At 48.4% G+C, this 18247-nt stretch carries 20 protein-coding genes; 9 read left to right on the top strand and 11 right to left on the bottom strand.

All coding sequences use genetic code 11. The features are described 5' to 3' along the window. Positions 1–149: 149 nt before the first annotated feature. The gene (locus tag ABNT28_RS00540) at positions 150–896 is read left to right on the top strand and encodes a GNAT family protein (protein ID WP_332923711.1); all 747 of its coding nucleotides are present in this window, start codon (positions 150–152) and stop codon (positions 894–896) included. A gap of 16 nt (positions 897–912) precedes the next feature. On the opposite strand, the gene ABNT28_RS00535 is transcribed toward ABNT28_RS00540, so the two are convergent. Both ABNT28_RS00535 and ABNT28_RS00530 read right to left on the bottom strand, forming a co-directional pair. Beyond that, positions 913–1455, bottom strand: a complete 543-nt coding sequence (locus ABNT28_RS00535; RefSeq protein WP_332923712.1) for a dual specificity protein phosphatase family protein — start codon at positions 1453–1455, stop codon at positions 913–915. Between the two features lie 60 nt (positions 1456–1515). After that, positions 1516–3102: a SulP family inorganic anion transporter gene (locus ABNT28_RS00530; protein ID WP_332923731.1), complete on the bottom strand. Its 1587-nt coding sequence runs from the start codon at positions 3100–3102 to the stop codon at positions 1516–1518. 222 nt (positions 3103–3324) lie between these two features. Between ABNT28_RS00530 and ABNT28_RS00525 the strand changes: the two genes are divergently transcribed. The 7 genes from ABNT28_RS00525 to ABNT28_RS00495 all read left to right on the top strand — a co-directional run bounded on the left by ABNT28_RS00525 (position 3325) and on the right by ABNT28_RS00495 (position 10174). Next, the gene (locus tag ABNT28_RS00525) at positions 3325–4515 is read left to right on the top strand and encodes an acyl-CoA dehydrogenase family protein (RefSeq protein ID WP_332923713.1); all 1191 of its coding nucleotides are present in this window, start codon (positions 3325–3327) and stop codon (positions 4513–4515) included. A gap of 56 nt (positions 4516–4571) precedes the next feature. Beyond that, positions 4572–5399, top strand: coding sequence for a MaoC family dehydratase N-terminal domain-containing protein (locus ABNT28_RS00520; protein ID WP_332923714.1), 828 nt, complete (start codon positions 4572–4574; stop codon positions 5397–5399). Further along, entirely contained in the window at positions 5396–6217 is an 822-nt protein-coding gene (locus tag ABNT28_RS00515) for a CoA ester lyase (RefSeq protein ID WP_332923715.1), read from the top strand. The genes ABNT28_RS00520 and ABNT28_RS00515 overlap by 4 nt, the downstream gene beginning before the upstream one ends. A gap of 24 nt (positions 6218–6241) precedes the next feature. Then, entirely contained in the window at positions 6242–7372 is a 1131-nt protein-coding gene (locus ABNT28_RS00510) for a CaiB/BaiF CoA-transferase family protein (RefSeq protein WP_332923716.1), read from the top strand. A gap of 215 nt (positions 7373–7587) precedes the next feature. Then, on the top strand, positions 7588–8832 hold the full coding sequence (locus ABNT28_RS00505; protein ID WP_332923717.1) for a BLUF domain-containing protein: 1245 nt from the start codon (positions 7588–7590) through the stop codon (positions 8830–8832). Positions 8833–8923: 91 nt separating this feature from the next. Then, positions 8924–9922, top strand: coding sequence for a malonyl-CoA decarboxylase family protein (locus ABNT28_RS00500; protein ID WP_348720840.1), 999 nt, complete (start codon positions 8924–8926; stop codon positions 9920–9922). Between the two features lie 15 nt (positions 9923–9937). Continuing rightward, positions 9938–10174, top strand: a complete 237-nt coding sequence (locus ABNT28_RS00495; RefSeq protein WP_348720848.1) for a malonyl-CoA decarboxylase family protein — start codon at positions 9938–9940, stop codon at positions 10172–10174. A 3-nt stretch (positions 10175–10177) separates the two neighbouring features. On the opposite strand, the gene ABNT28_RS00490 is transcribed toward ABNT28_RS00495, so the two are convergent. The 4 genes from ABNT28_RS00490 to ABNT28_RS00475 are packed head-to-tail and all read right to left on the bottom strand — an operon-like array spanning position 10178 to position 11754. Then, entirely contained in the window at positions 10178–10450 is a 273-nt protein-coding gene (locus ABNT28_RS00490; RefSeq protein ID WP_332923718.1) for a hypothetical protein, read from the bottom strand. A 4-nt stretch (positions 10451–10454) separates the two neighbouring features. After that, positions 10455–10670 carry a translation initiation factor IF-2 gene (locus ABNT28_RS00485; RefSeq protein WP_332923719.1) on the bottom strand — a complete coding sequence of 72 codons (216 nt, stop codon included), beginning with the start codon at positions 10668–10670 and terminating at the stop codon, positions 10455–10457. A 37-nt stretch (positions 10671–10707) separates the two neighbouring features. After that, positions 10708–11367 carry a hypothetical protein gene (locus ABNT28_RS00480; protein WP_332923720.1) on the bottom strand — a complete coding sequence of 220 codons (660 nt, stop codon included), beginning with the start codon at positions 11365–11367 and terminating at the stop codon, positions 10708–10710. Then, positions 11368–11754, bottom strand: a complete 387-nt coding sequence (locus ABNT28_RS00475; protein ID WP_348720839.1) for a hypothetical protein — start codon at positions 11752–11754, stop codon at positions 11368–11370. 198 nt (positions 11755–11952) lie between these two features. On the opposite strand from ABNT28_RS00475, the gene ABNT28_RS00470 reads away from it, so the two are divergent. Continuing rightward, positions 11953–12762 (top strand): flagellar hook basal-body protein, encoded by an 810-nt coding sequence (locus ABNT28_RS00470; RefSeq protein ID WP_332923722.1) that lies wholly within the window; start codon positions 11953–11955, stop codon positions 12760–12762. A 17-nt stretch (positions 12763–12779) separates the two neighbouring features. Here ABNT28_RS00470 and ABNT28_RS00465 read toward each other — a convergent pair whose 3' ends face one another. From ABNT28_RS00465 to flhA, 5 genes are all read right to left on the bottom strand, one after another. After that, positions 12780–13232 (bottom strand): hypothetical protein, encoded by a 453-nt coding sequence (locus ABNT28_RS00465; protein WP_332923723.1) that lies wholly within the window; start codon positions 13230–13232, stop codon positions 12780–12782. Then, positions 13225–13950: a FliA/WhiG family RNA polymerase sigma factor gene (locus ABNT28_RS00460; RefSeq protein WP_332923724.1), complete on the bottom strand. Its 726-nt coding sequence runs from the start codon at positions 13948–13950 to the stop codon at positions 13225–13227. The genes ABNT28_RS00465 and ABNT28_RS00460 overlap by 8 nt, the downstream gene beginning before the upstream one ends. Before the next feature lie 3 nt (positions 13951–13953). Next, positions 13954–14751 (bottom strand): P-loop NTPase, encoded by a 798-nt coding sequence (locus tag ABNT28_RS00455; protein WP_332923725.1) that lies wholly within the window; start codon positions 14749–14751, stop codon positions 13954–13956. Positions 14752–14823: 72 nt separating this feature from the next. Continuing rightward, positions 14824–15972, bottom strand: coding sequence for a hypothetical protein (locus tag ABNT28_RS00450; protein WP_332923726.1), 1149 nt, complete (start codon positions 15970–15972; stop codon positions 14824–14826). A 48-nt stretch (positions 15973–16020) separates the two neighbouring features. Then, a complete protein-coding gene (flhA, locus tag ABNT28_RS00445) occupies positions 16021–18117 on the bottom strand; it encodes a flagellar biosynthesis protein FlhA (RefSeq protein ID WP_332923732.1) in 2097 nt (698 codons plus the stop codon). Positions 18118–18247: the final 130 nt, after the last annotated feature.

Genomic DNA, 18247 nt, shown 5'->3' with positions numbered 1-18247 from the left:
TCAATCAAAGATTCAATGTCATGCTTTAGGGGCAGTTGGTTTATAATATCTGTTAATTCTGTCTATGCTAACCTAGCGTCTGGCGTGCGAGGCATTTAATGTGAGGCATTCAATGTCTTTGGGGCACCCAGCAAGATAAAGGGGGCAAGATGTCCGATACGGATCTTACGTCGATATTGGGGCCAAAGGTACCAGATTGGCACCCACCACAATCACCGTTTGACGCGGGTTTTGAAAAAGCCGGCCTGATTGGCAATCATGTGACACTTGTGCCGCTTGATGCCGATCTTCACGCGGTGGGTCTTTTTGCCAGCTTTGCCGAAGATGAACAAGGTACCATATGGCGCTATCTGCCTTATGGCCCCTTTGAAACGGTGGTTGAATATACCGATTATGTAAGGGCGAAGACGGCATTAAAAGATGTGTTCTTTTTTGCCATTCAGGATAATGCGACAGGCCGTTTTGTGGGTGTTGCGTCCTATTTACGCATCAATCCGACTGCAGGCTCGATTGAGGTTGGTCATCTGTGTTTTGCTCCCGCCTTACAGGCAACCATTGGTGCAACCGAGGCGATGTTTCTGATGATGCAATGGGCGTTCGACGCTGGCTATCGTCGCTATGAATGGAAATGCAATGCGCGCAATCTGCGCTCGCGTCGCGCGGCCCAGCGGCTTGGCTTTTCCTATGAAGGCGTGTTCCGTCAGGCCATGGTGACCAAAGGGCATAATCGTGATACGGCGTGGTTTGCCATGATAGATGCCGAATGGCCAGCCTTGCGCCAAGCCTTTGCAAGCTGGCTTGATATGTCGAATTTTGATGCTGAGGGGTGCCAGTATAAATCCCTATCCAGCTTAACCGCACCAATATTAGTTGCGTGCGATCCGGCTTTGGATTGAATAGCCGTTATAATTCCTAACCCCATCCCTTGACAAAATCTTCCTGAGCGCTTGTTTCGATACTACCTAGGCGGATTTGCCTGATCGTCTTGATCGCTGTTTCACCATCAATGCCAAAACGGCGCAGTAAAATCCCTGCGATCATACCGGTGCGCCCCAATCCGGCCTGACAATGAATAACTATGGTCTTGCCGTTACGGATACGCGCTTCCACACCGTCAAGCAGTTGCTCTAATTCTGTGGTTTGCTCCTTGGGCGGAACACCATGATCACGGATCGGAAAGCTGGCATTCTCAAGCCCAACCGCGGCAATCATGTCATCAAGGGCGGTCACCCCCAGCCGCGTGCGGTCGTCTGCCTCAATCAAAGACAACACAAAATCTGCCCCTGCCGCCGCCAGCCTTTCGACATCATCTTTTATATCACTATCCGTGGCGGTGCTATGAGCGCGCAAACCCGGACAAGACGCCAATAATACGGCACCCAGATTGCCGGTCTTGTCTGCACCATCAAGGCTGGCAATATCAAGCCTGTTCCAGAATGGTTTATCGATGGACATATCCTCCTAAAGATACTTTAAAAGGGTCGTTGTTGTTGGGCAATCACCTTGCCATAACCCTTAATGCCCACCGCCCATAGCGCCGATTTTAACCGAATAATCGACAGCAACACCATAGTCAGGATCATCATCACTATCGATAATGATCTGTCCAGAGCGCGATAGCAATTTATGACAGTCTGGTGAAAGATGCCGCAACATAATCTGTTTGTTGGATGCGGCATATTTACTGGCAATATCTTCAATCGCCTGTAAACCCGATTGATCGACAATGCGTGACTCGGCAAAATCGAGGATCACCAGTTTTGGATCGCTATCAATATCAAATAATTCGATGAAACTGGCTGTCGAGCCAAAGAAAAGCGGGCCTCTTATATCATAAACCAGCGCGCCTGTTTCACGAACCGATGGGCGCGTCGAGGCCTGAATACGTTTTGCCGCGTTCCAAGCATAGACCAGTGCCGAAATAATGACCCCAACGATCACCGCGATGGCCAGATCCTTATAAACGGTCACGGCGGTTACCAGAATAATGACAAAGGCATCTGCAGGCGGTACCCGCCGCAAGATCATCAATGAATTCCAAGCAAAGGTGCCGATAACGACCATGAACATAACGCCAACCAAGGCGGCTAGCGGGATCATTTCGATCAAATCCGATGTGAACAGAATAAACCCAAGCAGGAATAATGATGCGGCAATGCCAGCCAGTCGCGTACGCCCCCCTGATTTTACATTGATCATCGACTGGCCAATCATCGCACAGCCACCCATGCCACCAAAAAAGCCAGTGACAAAATTGGCCGCGCCTTGGGCGACACATTCGCGTGATGCCCCGCCGCGCTGATTGGTCAAATCACCGACCAGATTCAACGTCAGCAGACTCTCGATAAGCCCGATCGCCGATAGAATAAAGGCATAGGGGAAAATGATTATTAACGTTTCCATGGTTATTGGAACTTGCGGTATCGCAAAACTTGGCAAGCCACCAGCAACGCTTGCCATATCCCCAACGCGAAACACACTCAGATCGCCGATAATCACGACCATCGTTACCGTTACAATCGCAACCAAAGGTGCCGGAATGGCTTTTGTGATCTTTGGTGTGACCCAGATCATCGCCATAGTGACAGCGACCAAAGCCAGCGTCATATATAACATTGGTCCTGCCATCCAGCTTGTTGACCCGTCGGCATTGATAATCTGGAATTGCTGCAACTGTGCCAGTCCGATTACAATCGCCAGCCCATTGACAAAGCCCAGCATCACCGGATGCGGTACCATGCGGATAAATTTGCCAAGCCGGAAGATACCAGCCAGTAGCTGTAAAATGCCCATCAGCACAACCGTAGCAAACAGATACTCAGCCCCATGATCCATCACCAAGGCGACCATCACCACGGCCAAGGCACCTGTTGCGCCTGAAATCATCCCTGGACGCCCGCCAAATACGGCAGTGATCAATCCGACGATAAAGGCTGCATATAGCCCAACAAGCGGCGCCACCCCAGCAACAAAGGCAAAAGCAATCGCTTCGGGCACTAACGCCAATGCAACAGTAAGACCTGACAATATTTCGGTCTTGACTTGCCTTGGGGTAAAGATTGTCTTTGCAGAGCCAGTGTCGGATTCATCTGAGGACGGCATGCCGATCATTTTGGCGATGCCATGGAAAAAGGGGTTGGGCATAATATCTCGATTTGTGGTTTATAGCGGGCTGAATGAGTCCCAGAGATATGCCCTGTATCATATGTTTTGACAACCCGTCACAGCGAACTAACAGCGAACTAGATGCGCTGAAGCCATAAAATATGCTATGACTAACTGTATCACGAGGGGTGTGATCGAGTGTAAAAGGAATCAAGCCAAATGACGCCCACACAAAATACCGATATGCTGACGGGGTTGAACGCTGGAATTTATGCCGATATACGGGCGGGCATTGCCAAGATATGTGCTGAATTTCCTGGCAGTTACTGGCGTGCGCTTGATGCTGATCGTACTTATCCCGAAGCCTTTGTTACCGCTTTGACGAAGGCGGGTTATCTGGGATGTTTGATTCCTGAAACCTATGGTGGTTCTGGTCTTGATCTTACCGCCGCGGCTGTCATTCTTGAAGAAATTCACAAAAATGGTGCTAATGCGGCGGCTTGTCATGCGCAGATGTACACGATGGGAACACTGTTGCGTCATGGCAGTGATGACCAGAAACGCGCTTTTCTGCCCCAGATTGCCGATGGTTCTTTGCGGCTTCAGGCTTTTGGTGTTACCGAGCCTACCTCTGGCACCGATACGCTAGCACTGCAAACCACGGCACGGCGTGATGGCGATAGCTACGTTATCAATGGCCAGAAAATCTGGACATCACGGGCTGAACATTCTGACCTTATGCTGCTTTTGGCACGCACCACACCGCGTGACAAGGTTGCCAAACGCACCGATGGCTTGTCGGTTTTTCTACTGGATCTAAAAGGTCTGCTTGATAAAGGTGTCAGCATCCGCCCGATACGTACGATGATTAATCATGCCACCACCGAGGTATTCTTTGATAATGTCACCATTCCGGCAAATGCGCTTATTGGCGAAGAGGGCAAGGGGTTTCGTTATATTCTATCAGGCATGAATGCCGAACGTATCCTGATCGCGGCTGAATGTATTGGCGATGCAAAATGGTTTATCGAAAAGGCCAGCACCTATGCCAATGAACGGTCGGTTTTTGGCCAGCTGATTGGCAAAAATCAGGGAATCCAGTTTCCGCTTGCCAAAGCATATGCGCATATGACCGCAGCCGAGGCCATCGTCTATCGTGCGGCGGCCCGCTATGATGCTGGCGAAGACCCAGGCGCAGATGCGAATATGGCGAAAATGCTGGCGGCTGATGCGTCTTGGGAAGCGGCCGAGGCATGTATGCAGACATTTGGCGGTTTCGCATTTGCCGAAGAATATGACATTGAGCGTAAATTCCGTGAAACACGGCTTTACCAGATCGCGCCGATTTCGACCAATTTGATATTGTCCTATATTGCCGAGCGGGTTCTGGGCCTGCCAAAATCATATTAGACAAGCTAAATCAAAATATCCGGTATAAGATTGTCCAGAGGCAAGGGGGCTTTAAGATGAATTACGATGACTGGATTGGCCACAGCTTTAGCAGGACCGACATAATAACCCCACGCCTTGTCACGCATTTTACCAATACCTTTGCGCCGCATATATTTGACCAGGCCAAAGTGCCACTTGGGGTGTTCTGGTGCTTAAGTCCGGATGCGGTGCCTTCGTCGGATATTGGCGGGGATGGTCATCCCAAGCTTGGTAATTTCTTGCCTGATATCGGCTATGAACGGCGCATGTGGGCTGGCGGTGCTTTGACCTTTTCCGGCACCTTCAAAATCGGCGACAGCGTCACCAAAACCACGACCATCCGCGATATCCAGTTCAAACGCGGCAAAAGCGGCAATTTATGCTTTGTCACCATCGGGCATGATTATCATGTTGCTGATAATCTGATCCTTGCCGAACGTCAGGATGTTGTCTATCGCGAAACAACAGACAATTCTGCTATGGTGCCGCCACCCAAGGCCACCAATGACAGCAAAGACACTGCGCTTGCCACATGGCAGGTCACGCCAACCTCACTGATGATGTTTCGCTATTCGGCGCTGACCTTTAACGGACATCGCATTCACTATGACCAACCCTATGCCACAGGGATCGAGGGTTATGATGGTTTGCTTGTTCATGGGCCGATGCAGGCAACTTTGCTGCTCAATCTTGCTGCCACGCATAAAGGGCACGCGCCCAGCACATTTTCCTATCGCGGAGTTGCGCCGCTTGTACTTGGCGGGGCAATCAATGTTACGCTGACCGCTGATGAAACGGATCACCTGAGCGGGTGTGTGATTGCCCCGGATGGAACCATAACAACAAGGGCAAAAATCACATGACACATATCATTCCTACAACAATGCTATTTGTGCCAGGTGATCGGCCTGACCGACTAGAAAAAGCCGCTGCAACAGGTGCCGACGCTATTGTTATGGATCTGGAAGATGCTGTTATCCCAGACAATAAGGCTGCCTGCCGTTCCACCCTTTCAACGCTAACGACCTTTGATGTACCTTTATTTGTGCGTTGCAATGGGACTGACAGCGCATGGTTTGCCGATGATTTGGTTGCCATACGTGACTCGGTTGCCGCGGGTATTATCGTGCCAAAATCCGAAACCCCAGATCAAATTGATGCGGTACAGGCTGTTCTGGGCAAGGATGCTTTTATCATTGCGCTTGTTGAAACTGCCCGTGGCATAGACCAGCTACCTGATATTCTGGGTCATTCTGGCGTGGCGGTATGCGCCTTTGGTCATCTGGATTTTGCGCTTGATCTGGGGACGAGCCCAGATTGGGAACCGCTTTTATTTGCCCGTCATCAACTTGTTCTGCAATCGCGTCTGGCAAATAAGCCAAAGCCGCTTGATGGGGTCAGCGTCGAGATTAATGATATCGATGCGGTCAGTCATGCGGCTTTACGGGCGCGCGCTATGGGCTTTGGTGGTAAGCTTCTTATTCACCCGAACCATGTTGCGCCAGTAATGGCGGCCTTTATACCAGACAAGGAAAGCTATCAATGGGCGCTTGCCGCGGTTGCCCAATCGGATGCTGGTGCCGCCGCCAAGATGGATGGCCAGATGCTTGATTTGCCAGTGATTAAAAAGGCAAAGCAGATTATCAAGGACTATGAAACCCATAACAAAATAAAGTCATAGCGGTCTAATTGAATGGAGTGAAGAATGTCGGAAAAAGAGCTTGATGGGTTGTTTGTTGTCAGCATCGAACAGGCGGTTGCTGCCCCCTATGCCTCATGCAAACTTGCTGATGCAGGCGCACGCGTTGTAAAAATTGAACGTTCCGAAGGCGACTTTGCCCGCAAATATGATGCTGATGCGCGCGGGAATAGCTCGTATTTTGTGTGGTTAAACAGAGGCAAAGAATCATTGTGTCTTGATTTGAAAGATACCAATGATCTGGCCATGTTACACCGGATGATTGCTAAGGCCGATGTGTTTATCCAGAACTTGATGCCTGGTGCTGTTGAACGGCTTGGGTTTTCGTCACAAAGTCTGCGCGATACATATCCGCGCCTGATCACCTGTGATATAAGCGGTTATGGATCGACTGGTGAATTCAGCCAGATGAAAGCCTATGATTTTCTGGTTCAGGCCGAAGTTGGGCTGGCGCAAATTACTGGTGCGCCTCAGGCTCCCGGGCGGGTTGGCGTTTCCATTTGTGATATTGCCGCTGGCATGACGGCCTATCAGGCCATTTTGCAGGCAATCATCGCGCGGTATAGAACTGGTCTTGGGCGCGGGATTGAGGTGTCGTTATTTGGTGCTCTGGCCGACTGGATGAATGTGCCTTATCTACAACATCATTATGGTGGCAAAGCGATTGCACGACCGGGGCTTCATCATCCGTCCATCGCACCCTACGGCGCTTATGAATGTGGAGATGGACAGGTCATTCTGATTTCGATTCAGAATGAACGCGAATGGGTGCGTCTATGCCAAGTCGTATTAGAAGATGCGTCGATCGCCCGCGATGACCGTTTTGCCAGCAATATTGCCCGCGTTGAACATCGCGTTGTACTTGATGCAATCATCCTTTCCGCTTTTGCTAAACATGACAGTGATGCTCTCATAAAATTGCTTGCTACAGCCGACATTGCCTATGGACGTCTGAACAGCCTTGATCAACTTGCCAACCATCCACAGGCGCGTTTTGTTACGGTGAAAACCAGCGAGGGCGACCTTGAAATACTTGCACCTGGCGCAATAGTTTCAGGCGAATCGCACCATTTTGGCGCCGTGCCCGCCCTAGGTGAACATGACAACGCATTACGTGATGAATTTTCTGATAGCTAGATAATATAAGATTTCGATTTATATTCGTATCTGTCCAACATCAATATCTGATAATGCCTTGTTATAAATAAAAATTATAAATGCTGTGCATTTTTTGCTCTGCAGTGGTGCATAATTAACGCTTCATTTGCCATTACATTCTCTATTTTTTAGCATGATACCAACGTCGGTTTTGTTATAGTTTGTAAGTTGGTTTTTGAGTTTTAGGTGTTGGTATGGATTTGGGAATAGGCAAAGTTGAGGATTCCTATTCTCGTGCATGCAAAAACCGCATGGAAGCCATGCTTGATGATTACATTAATTCCCTAGAAATGTTGGCATCACTCGATACCCTTAAAAATATTTTATATGGCGTTCGTGTGGTTATTGATTTCCGCAATCGTCACCTCACCGACTTTGCCGAGGTAAATCTTGAAAAAGATCCAAAAGCTCGGTTTTTCAGTGTCTCCATGACACGCAAAGATATTGTTCGTGATGTCAGGCGCGTCATGAGAACGGCTGGCTTTGACGAGATGAAGCTGGACGAAGACACGATGACACTTTGGGTGTTTATCAACAAACCTACCTTTGACCAGCGTAACGAAGTGGCTCTGGAAGCAAGTAGATTGGATCGTGCAATTAGGCAACGCGTGGCAAATGTCAAACGTGACACACTCGAAAGATTGCGGGCGGCTGTTGATCGCGAATATATAGAAGAACTTGATATCAAACCAACCATGGAAAGTATAGAAATTATCTGTGCCCGAACCATGGTTTTAATCAGGCTTATTAGCATTCGGCGAAAAAAGCAAATTATGGGAAGCTTCTTTGTTTTTGATAGTAAGGACGATGAAGAATTATGGGAACAAGAGAATACTGATATTTTCAAAAAATTCTTTAAGATTCATGACATTGATTACGATGCTGAAGTTGAGCTACCTGTAAAAATTGCCAAAAAGAAGCCAAAGAGAACCGAAAAAGTAAAACAGCTTATTTATGTGTCAAGGCCGACTGATTTTACTAATGGAATATTAAAAAACATTCTTCGTTCATCTAAAGTGAATAATGTTGAATCAAAAATTACTGGTTGTCTGATTTGTCGTGCCGATTTCTATTTTCAATTTTTAGAAGGGCCAAAAGAAGCCATTGATGAACTTTACGAAAAAATCCTTGTTGATAAGCGCCATTTTGATATCAAAAGACTGCGCCAGAAAAATGCAAATGCCCGTGTTTTTGAATTCATGGCATTGAAATATGAATTTAATAAAAGCTGGATGTGGTCACATGACCAGGTGAAAAACGGTACGATACATAATTTGAAATCTGATGAAGCTATGGCCATTTTTGAGAAACTTGCCAAGGAGGAAGAGGCAAGACAGGCAGAGGCCAAGAAAAGCAAAGAAGAAGATGACAAGCGCAACCAAATGCTAGCCAAGAGAAGGGCTGAGACGCGAAAATCGGCGGCAAATGCTAGTTCTTGAATGCCCTACCGAAACATTGTCTCTGCTTGATATAGTTTGTTAATTTTAGCCACGTTACAATGGTGCGTCTGACAATCTATTGGGTGGTGATATGAGCTATTTCGCCGATCTTATATCTACATTATTTGAACGGGCTTCAAGTCTCGGCAAGCTATCAGGCCGGAAACAGGCACCTATAGACACGCTATGCCGCGAATTGCTGACGAGTAAAGGTGAAGTATCAGGAGCAACTCTGGCTCAGGCCGTCCTGAATAGCTATGCTGCTTCGGGTGATGCGGATAAGCTGGCTTTCTTTTTTCAGCTTCGCGATGAATTCGATCTCGATGCGAATACGGCAAAAACCGCTTTGACGGCCTATCAGCAAAACCCCGACAAAAAAACCTATGCCGCTTTTATGCATGCGGTTGATGCGCCGCGGCTGGAACTTGTGCGCCGCCTTAATCAGGTGTCGGGCGCCACTGCCCAGCTTGTTGCCATGCGGCAGGATTTACTGCGTCTGGCAATAGACAATCCGGAAATTGCGATTGTCGATCATGATTTCAAAAACTTGTTTCTAAGCTGGTTCAATCGCGGATTTCTGGTGATCCGGCCAATCAACTGGACCAGTCAGGCACATATCCTTGAAAAGATCATTGCCTATGAAGCTGTCCATGAAATCGATAGCTGGGATGATCTACGACGTCGTCTACAGCCTGAAGATTGTCGTTGTTTTGCTTTCTTCCACCCTTCAATGCCCGATGAGCCTTTAATCTTTGTGCAGGTGGCATTAACGGACGCGGTGTCGAACTCGATACAGGTGATATTGTCTGATGACCGTAACGCCATAAGCGCAGCTAGCGCCACGACAGCTACCTTTTATTCGATCTCGAATTGCCAGCAAGGCTTGGCCGGTATTTCATTTGGCAATTCGCTTATCAAGACCGTTGTTCAAACCTTGTCACGGGAACTGCCCGATCTTTCGGTTTTTGTAACCTTATCGCCAATGCCCGGCTTTGTGAGTTGGTGTGTGGGTCTCAACATCCAGCTGGATAGTCCGGAGCCAGATGATTTGCGGCGGATAGCCGCCCATTATTTGATTAATGCCAAATGACCAGATAACCAGCCAATCGATCCGGTGGCGCGGTTTCGTCTCACTAATGGGGCTAGGGTGCATGCCATTCATAGCGATGCTGATCTTTCCGCAAAGGGGATTCAGCAATCGGCAGGGCTGATGGTTAACTATCTTTATGATCTACCGCATCTGGCTGATAATCATGAAGAATTTGCAACGTATAATAACGTTGTCGCCTCGCAAGACGTGCAAAATTTGGCGTCAGAGGCCATAAAACAGTTTCAGTTCTAAGCTTTATTCACGCTTGCACTGAAAGGATTTTTGACAGGCCGCATTTGGGCTGTCATTTGAAATTTGTGCTGGCTGACCACGGCTTTGCCGTTGGTAAATACATTTGGTACCTTCTTCAGGGTCACGTTCGACTTTCATCAGGCGGCAGACTTCCATCTTGGGCAGTTCTTTGCTTTCTTTTTTTGGCACATATGTTTTGCCAACTGCAAACGCTGTGCTGGCTAGGCCAGTCACAAGAAATGTTGCCATCAGGGGGACGAAAATAGCGCGCTTCATTCTGTTACCCATCCTTGCTATCGGCAACGTCAATATCATCCTCTGATCCGGGCAAATAGGCTTTACCTTGAATTGCGCGTGCGCCCAGCTTGTCAAGCAGTTCAGGCTTGTCGCTAATCAGACCGCGGATTGTATCTTCAATATGCTTTTCAGCTGCTTCGAATGACTCGGCATCCATTTCGGCAACACCATCAATGATCCAGTGAACTTTTACCTGCATTTTGTCTCCTTTTCTGACGGCCATCGGCCATCGAAAGCTAGTTCTTGAACGTCAGACTTTCAAAAATTGTACCAGCTTTGACCTGTAACTTAACAATTTCTTCACCGTCAACTTTGCCTTGGGCTTCGTCGCGTGCTTCAATACTGCCTTCTTCGCCAATAGCGGCGGCAATCGAATACCATACATAGGCTGTTTCAAAGTCAGCTTCTTCAAGCAGCATGGCATGATAGGATGCAAATTGCATAACGGCCGTGCGGTCACCATCATCAATCCGTGCCTGTAATTTTTCACGCAAACTTTCGCGTGCGTCTTTCAGCGCTTTTTCTGGCATCATATCAACCAGCTCGTCGGCCAGTTCAACAGCCTCTTCAATACCGCCAAGTACAGCAGACCATGCCCAGATCAGAGCTTGCTGAAAGTTCTGCGGGCGTCCTTTGCCGGCGTGTAGCAGAACAGCCAGATTATATTGCGCATCATGTTGCGAGGCGTTCGCTTGGGCTTCAAAAATCATGATAGCGTCATTGTAATTTTTGTTTTTGACCGCTCCAACGGCGCGGCTAAATGCGGCATCGCTGGTCAGATCAGCATCAACGCTGGTGGTGTTGTCAGCCGCCATACTCATTTGAGTGGCAAGCGTCACCAACAACAACATTCCAGCAAGCTTTCTGGTACAAAATGTCATCGCGCGCCACATCATCTAACGACCTGCCATCATGACAAGTTGCAGATAGAATACACGTAGTTTGAATTTGGAATTGGGGCGGCGTTCATAAACCACAATGCGGGGACGGTCAGTCCCCGGTTTTTGAAACTCGATCACCATATTCTCGGGCAGATGCACACCATGATTGGTCAATGTGCCCTGAGGGTCACGCGAAAACTGGTCGTTGAATTCCTTATCGATCCAGATCAACGCCAGCGCTTTGCCCAGAATATCAGGCAAGCGGGTCTGAACATCTTTGCGGTTACCAAGATGTACATCACCATTAACCAGACGAAAACCGCTACCCCCATTCTCATCACGTCGTGCGGGTGGGTTGGCTTTCGGCACAGTGATAAGAGCATTTGGTGGATTTGTACTCATGACACCCGAATGAACGTAGAACCAATAATTTAGATAATGCTCATATCATGCCTGAAAAATGAAAAATGGCAACTGATTTAGCGTCCGAACCCCATGATTTGATGAAAAAACATGTATGCGCGATAAAAAAATCATATTTGCCTGTTTCGGCACAGAAATTGAATAGACATGGCAGATAATTAATTAGCGAGGGTCAAAATGTTAGCCATAATCAGGTCAGGTATTGCTGCTGCCAATAAAGAGATCAGTTTGATTTCCAACAATATTGCCAATGCAAGCACGAACGGATTCAAACGGTCTTCCGCCCAGTTTCAGGATATTTATGGCATTGCTGGCGAAAAACGCGCGGCAGCACAGGTTGGCATGGGCACAATTTTTGATTCTACACGCCGTAATCATGCGCAGGGTGCCTTCAAGACAAGTGGTAGTGAGCTTGATCTGGCGGTAGCTGGCGAGGGCATGTTCATTGTCGCCCCCCCGAATGCGGGAAATGAGCTGCGCTATACGCGTGACGGATCGATGCGGCTTGATGAGGATGGCTTTATCGTCAATAACGAAGGTCATTTTCTGATTGGCCTTGATGGTGATCCGCTTCGCCTACCTTTGCGACGCTTTCCGGATGAAGGCGGTGCAGATGCGGCTGAAGAGCTTCTTACCTCGGTAACGATTGGCGTTGATGGTCAGATAAAGGCAACCTATGCGGGGGCTATGACACGCGGCAATGGGGCGGTCATCAATCGTGGGCGCATTGCTTTGGCGCGCTTTCAGAACGAGGCCGATCTGACCTCCAAGGGTAACGGCCAATTCATCATGAATGCCAAAACTGGTTTACCTGCGGTTGGGGCTGCCAGTCAGGGTAATTTTGGCGATGTTCTCAGCGGTAATCTTGAAGTGTCAAACGTGAAAATCAACGATGAACTGACCAGCATGATCCGGGCACAACAGGCCTATTCGGCCTCATCGCGGATGCTCCAGACCGACACTGATATCGTCAAGAGATTCCTCTAGTCGCACGGTAATATAGCTTATTTCACAGGGATAGTGACCGATATATCGGTGATGGTGATGATGGCTTCGCTATCAATGCTCAAATCTCCATCAATGCTCACAGCCAGCGCGGTTTCCAGCGTTAGAACCAGCTCCATTGGTCGGTTGCTGGCCTTGCTCATATGGCGGGTTAGCCGGTCAAAATATGTATCTGATACGGATAATTCGGCTGTCATCAGCGGGCGATCAACGAATATATGTAATTGTCCACCACCCTTGCTGTCGGCCATGATTGTGTCTGGCGCATCGATAGGCTTGTCGTCAATCGGCCTGATAGTCACTGCGCATTGACCGCGCGCGATATTCTTCAAATTACAGTTAATTTTCAAAGCCCGTGCGGCGGCAAAACCATCTACTGATATATCGGCCATTTGAACCGACATATTGATCTGGTCGGTTTGATGCCAGATGGACTGTCTGGCGTCAGCCACTTATGGCTTCCTGTTGATTTATCTGTTCCATGAAACTGCGCAGGCGGGCGATAGCAGCCTTTTTGATTTGCGATACGCGGCCTGTGGTCACTTCCAGAATCTCGGCAATTTCATATACATTCAGCTCTTCGACATAATAAAGCTGAATAACCAGCGCTTCACGCTCGGGCAGGGTGGTCAGCGCATCTTTCAGAACGTTGCGCAATTCACTGTCGCTTATATTGTCTTCTGGTGTGTTTTCATTCGACACAAACCAGATAGAAAATTCGTCATACACATTATCCAGAGATTGATGCACATTTGCCTGAAATGCTTGTTCCCATTCGCGCATTTCTTCCGGCGCGATGTCCAGATCACCAGCGACTTCATCAATCGATGGATCACGCCCCAGCTTCTGCCGCAGAATTGATTCGGATTGACGTGCCTTTTTTTGCATCTGAATCGTCGTGCGGCACAGATTTGAATTTTTACGCAGATGATCGACAATACTGCCGCGAATACGGATGCTGGCATAGGAGCTAAAGGTTGCGCCTTCCTGCACCGAATAATTCTGGGCGGCCATGACCAGCCCGTAATATCCAATCTGAACCAAATCCTCGATTTCGGCAGAGGCGTGTACCCGGCCATGAATATGCCATGCGATCTGGCGTACCAGTTCCATATGATCGCTGATCAGGCCTTCAACATCGGGTTTTTGTTCCGCGTAACCGGATTTCATGGGTTATGCTCCTGCCATGCTTGGCATTTTGTTAAAATAACGAATGCCGTTGGCTTGGTTCGGGGTGGCATCCATAACGGCTTTTGACAGGCTTTGCAAAGCCAGGTTTTCGGGTAAATTCTTATCGCCAAGGCTGATCGGACGGCGCTCGACGATTGATTTTCTGATCCGGTTTGACAACGGTAAATACCCAGCTAACTCTAACTTTACATCCAGAAAACGGTACACGATATTTTGGAATTTGGCAAAATGTGCTTGCGCCTGGCCTTTGCCAGTCACCATATTCACGACAATTGAAAATCGTTCCACGCCAGCTTCCAGATTGGCTGCCTTGATTAATGAATAGGCGTCAAGAAAGCTGGTCGGCTCGCCAACCAGAACCACGACAACACGGTCGGCCGCCGCCACAAAGGCAATGGAATTATCCGATGCACCCGCTGGCACATCAGCAACAAGAACATCAGGCTTTGGTTCCAGATTATCCATCAAGCGGATTGTTTCATACCGTGTTTTCTTGTCCAGATTCAGCATGTCCAAAAGGCCGCTTCCCCCCGACAGAAAATTCATGCCCAAAGGCCCTGAACAGACTGTGTCGGCTAAGGGAACCTTGCCGCTTATCGCGTCACTGATATAATTCTGTGGATTTACGCCTAACAGGATATGGGCATTCGCCATCCCAAAATCGGCGTCCAGCAAGGTAACCTTTTTGCCCATACGCGACAGGGTAAGACTGAGATTGACAGCGATATTGGTTTTACCAACGCCGCCTTTACCACTTGCTACTGCAATTGAAGATGCCATGTCTGGATCACTCCGGCTTAGAAAAAACAAAGTTGTCCGCATTGGACAAACGTAAACATATCAGCGCGTTCATTAGCAGTTCTCTTTTAAATATTGCGCTAATATTGCCTCGGTAGCAATGGCAATTCCGCCAACAATGGACTTTGTCCCTGTCAACAGCCCAATGCCATTGCCATGCGTTAACAGGCTGCACAACTCAGGTGGTGTTGCCTCACATTCGTCAAGTTTGGTCAAAGCAATTGTTGGAGACAGCTGTTTATACAGATTGCATTGATGCCCGATCATAACACTGCTACTCCCCCCCGGAATGGCCTGTACAACGGCAACGCGTGCTGGATCCAGCGCGGCTGTCGCCTTGCGGATTGCGGCCACTGCCTGATCGGGCTGGGCCGACACATCCATAATCATACGGCGGCTTGTTTCCTTTACCCGTAGTGACAGTTCGGCAAGCGGGAAATCTACCGATGGCATATTCATCAAACGTGCGTGATCCTTGATTGTCTCACCAGCCACCCTTTCGGATGTCACTGTGCCAAGGATCATATTATTGGCAATGCCGGTTTCCTTACAATGCGCTGCGATCTTGGTAGCCAGAGTTGTTTTTCCGCTACCGCTTGACCCAACCACACAGATCAGACGCGCTTCAAACAGGTCTTCGGTATGCGGGCGTACTAGCTGGCGTGCCAGTTCATGCATAAAGCTAAGTCGTGCCTTTTCATAAGATTGGCCTTCAAAAGCATGCTGTAGTTCGCTGACAACCTCCGGTGTAAATCCAGCCTGACGTAGCTTGATCGTAGTGCTATGTCCCAGCTTTTCGCTCAACCCATTTTCATCGGTAATCATCATCCCTGTCATCATTGATTTCAGGATTGCCATATCCTTTCGCATTGACGCCATGTCAGATGGTGTTGATGTAGGCTCGCTTTGGCTTTTTGCTAAGGCTTTCAGGGCAAAATCAGCAGTTATGCCTTCATCTTCTAGCGTGCCCTCAACATGTTCTTGAATCAGTTTCTGATCGAACAATTCGGTAAAAGCGGGCGCTTTCTTTGGCGCCTTAGATGGCCTGACCTTGACACGGTGCGCCGCGTCATTCGTCGCGACCATTTCGATCTTGCCGTTTCGATTTGCCGTTTCCAGGATCAAAGCATCATCACCCAGCTTTTGGAAAATTTCATCCATTGCGGCTGCGGTATCTGCTGCTGATACGGTTATGGTTGCCATTATTTTATCCTTTCATAGTCAAATCTATTGAGGCCAAAGCCCACTTTGTTATTCGCTGGCTTCGCCACTGACGGTCGCAACGACTTCAATTTTTCTTGATTCAGGTAGTTCAGTGAAGGCAAGTACAACCATATCGTCGATATGCTGACGAACGATCGCTGAAAATTCTCGACGGATCGCAGGTGACACAACGATCACTGCTTGTTTATCTTGTGACGCCAATGTCTCATTAGCGGCTGAAATTCTTTGCAATAGTTGCTGGGCAAGGCTGTTATCAAGCACCAACCCTTGATCGCCACTCTGACGTGCCATTGAAATCAGCATATGTTCCAGATCGGAATTTAGCGTGATCACGGGCAAAGGCTGGTTCAACGGTGCGACCTGCTGGATCAGTAATCCGGCAAGGGCAGGGCGTAATGCCTCGGCCATATCGGCAGTTGACAGATTGCGTGCTGCCAAGCCTGACATATTCTCCAGAATACCGCGCAGATCACTGATTGGAACACGCTCTTCAAGCAAGGTGCGCAAAATCCCTGTCAAAGTATGAAGGGGCACCAGCTTGGGCACAACTGACTCAACAAGACTTGGTGAGGTTTGTCCCAAATTATCAAGCAGGCCTTGTACATCGTCTTGGCCGATAAGCTGACCAGCATATTTATAAAGTATCTGGCTTAGATGCGTTGACAGAACTGACTCAGGGGCAACAACAACATAACCTTTGGCTTCGGCTTCGGTCTGTTGCTGGCTGGTAATCCAGATAGCATCCATGCCGAATGATGGATCTTTAACCTCGATACCATCGATTTTGATATTCACATTATCACCCGGAATGGCCAGTTTACGATCAGGGAAAACCTGATCTTCGCCAACGATTGTAGGGCCAATGCGGATACGATAGGTATTGGCTGGCAAGCTCATATCATCACGGATACGAACCGCCGGAACAATAAAGCCAAGTGCCTTTGATACTTGCCGGCGAATACCTGTAATCCGGTTGGTTAGAGGGCCACCTGTATCTTCTTCGACCATTTCGACAAGCCCGTAACCAAGTTGAATTGATACCGGCGCATTATCTGCAATTTCGTCAAGTTCGATCAGATCTGGTGACGTGGTGGCTTCTTCCTGTTCGGCCAATTCTTCAGCTTCGCCATCTTCAAGAGCTTGACGTTCCTTTACATAGGACCAATAGCCAGCTCCCGCGGCAATTAGGGCCGCACCGATAAATAACAGATTTGGCATGCCTGGCACAAAACCGATCAGCATCAATACTCCGGAAACAGGCGCCCATGCGCGTGACAGGCTAATCTGGTTGCCAATATGTGCAGCCATATCCTGAGTTGATGAAACACGGGTTACGATGATCGCTGTGGCGATGGCCAGAAGCAAAGACGGTATCTGGGCAACTAGGCCGTCACCGATTGATAATAAAATATAGTTTTCGGCAGCAATGCTCACTGACAGATCATGTTGTGAAATGCCGATAATCAGACCGCCAACAATATTGATAATCAGGATCAGGATCGACGCCACCGCGTCACCTTTTACAAATTTTGACGCACCATCCATGGCACCGTAAAAATCGGCCTCGCTGGCAATCTCTTCGCGCCGGTCGCGCGCCTCGTCATTGGTCAGCACACCAGCATTCAGATCGGCATCAATCGCCATCTGCTTGCCAGGCATCGCATCAAGGGTAAAACGTGCTGAAACTTCTGAAACACGCCCCGCACCCTTGGTAATAACAACAAGGTTAATAATAATAAGAATAATAAATACGAAAATACCGACAGCATAATTGCCAGAGATAACAAACTCGCCAAATGCCTTGATGACCTGACCCGCAGCGTCACCGCCTGTATGCCCTTCACTAAGTACAATCCGTGTCGAAGCAACGTTCAGACCAAGCCGCAGGATTGTGGCGATCAGAAGCAGGCTGGGAAAACTTGAAAAATCTAATGGCCGTAGTGCATTCATCGCGACCATCAGGATCAAAAGAGACATTAGAATATTAAAGACAAAAAACGTATCAAGCAGGAACACCGGCAACGGCAGAACCATCATCGAAATCAGCACCAGAATACCGACAGGTAAAATGCCAGTCGTTACCAGCGCCTTTGGATCGGTGATACCAAATCGTGCAAGTGTCATTTCCATGACGCATACCCTCTGTCATTATATTGAACAGCATGATGCCCATACCCCAGAACACTACCTCGGATATGTGTTGTTATATGTTTGCTAACAAATTGAATATACATGCTTTTATGCCTTTAAACTT

The sequence above is a fragment of the uncultured Candidatus Puniceispirillum sp. genome, from assembly GCF_963979125.1.
In the GTDB taxonomy this organism is placed as follows: domain Bacteria; phylum Pseudomonadota; class Alphaproteobacteria; order Puniceispirillales; family Puniceispirillaceae; genus Puniceispirillum.
This window is presented reverse-complemented; position numbering and strand designations above follow the sequence as displayed.

Excerpts from the sequence above, each read along its gene's own strand:
- ABNT28_RS00450 (WP_332923726.1), bottom strand. The coding sequence starts at position 15,972 with ATGGCAACCATAACCGTATCAGCAGCAGATACCGCAGCCGCAATGGAT.
- ABNT28_RS00535 (WP_332923712.1), bottom strand. The coding sequence starts at position 1,455 with ATGTCCATCGATAAACCATTCTGGAACAGGCTTGATATTGCCAGCCTT.
- ABNT28_RS00525 (WP_332923713.1), top strand. The coding sequence starts at position 3,325 with ATGACGCCCACACAAAATACCGATATGCTGACGGGGTTGAACGCTGGA.
- ABNT28_RS00480 (WP_332923720.1), bottom strand. The coding sequence starts at position 11,367 with ATGATGTGGCGCGCGATGACATTTTGTACCAGAAAGCTTGCTGGAATG.
- ABNT28_RS00460 (WP_332923724.1), bottom strand. The coding sequence starts at position 13,950 with ATGAAATCCGGTTACGCGGAACAAAAACCCGATGTTGAAGGCCTGATC.
- ABNT28_RS00470 (WP_332923722.1), top strand. The coding sequence starts at position 11,953 with ATGTTAGCCATAATCAGGTCAGGTATTGCTGCTGCCAATAAAGAGATC.
- ABNT28_RS00490 (WP_332923718.1), bottom strand. The coding sequence starts at position 10,450 with ATGAAGCGCGCTATTTTCGTCCCCCTGATGGCAACATTTCTTGTGACT.
- ABNT28_RS00455 (WP_332923725.1), bottom strand. The coding sequence starts at position 14,751 with ATGGCATCTTCAATTGCAGTAGCAAGTGGTAAAGGCGGCGTTGGTAAA.
- ABNT28_RS00505 (WP_332923717.1), top strand. The coding sequence starts at position 7,588 with ATGGATTTGGGAATAGGCAAAGTTGAGGATTCCTATTCTCGTGCATGC.
- ABNT28_RS00540 (WP_332923711.1), top strand. The coding sequence starts at position 150 with ATGTCCGATACGGATCTTACGTCGATATTGGGGCCAAAGGTACCAGAT.
- ABNT28_RS00530 (WP_332923731.1), bottom strand. The coding sequence starts at position 3,102 with ATGCCGTCCTCAGATGAATCCGACACTGGCTCTGCAAAGACAATCTTT.
- ABNT28_RS00520 (WP_332923714.1), top strand. The coding sequence starts at position 4,572 with ATGAATTACGATGACTGGATTGGCCACAGCTTTAGCAGGACCGACATA.
- ABNT28_RS00475 (WP_348720839.1), bottom strand. The coding sequence starts at position 11,754 with ATGAGTACAAATCCACCAAATGCTCTTATCACTGTGCCGAAAGCCAAC.
- ABNT28_RS00515 (WP_332923715.1), top strand. The coding sequence starts at position 5,396 with ATGACACATATCATTCCTACAACAATGCTATTTGTGCCAGGTGATCGG.
- ABNT28_RS00510 (WP_332923716.1), top strand. The coding sequence starts at position 6,242 with ATGTCGGAAAAAGAGCTTGATGGGTTGTTTGTTGTCAGCATCGAACAG.
- ABNT28_RS00500 (WP_348720840.1), top strand. The coding sequence starts at position 8,924 with ATGAGCTATTTCGCCGATCTTATATCTACATTATTTGAACGGGCTTCA.
- ABNT28_RS00485 (WP_332923719.1), bottom strand. The coding sequence starts at position 10,670 with ATGCAGGTAAAAGTTCACTGGATCATTGATGGTGTTGCCGAAATGGAT.
- flhA (WP_332923732.1), bottom strand. The coding sequence starts at position 18,117 with ATGACACTTGCACGATTTGGTATCACCGATCCAAAGGCGCTGGTAACG.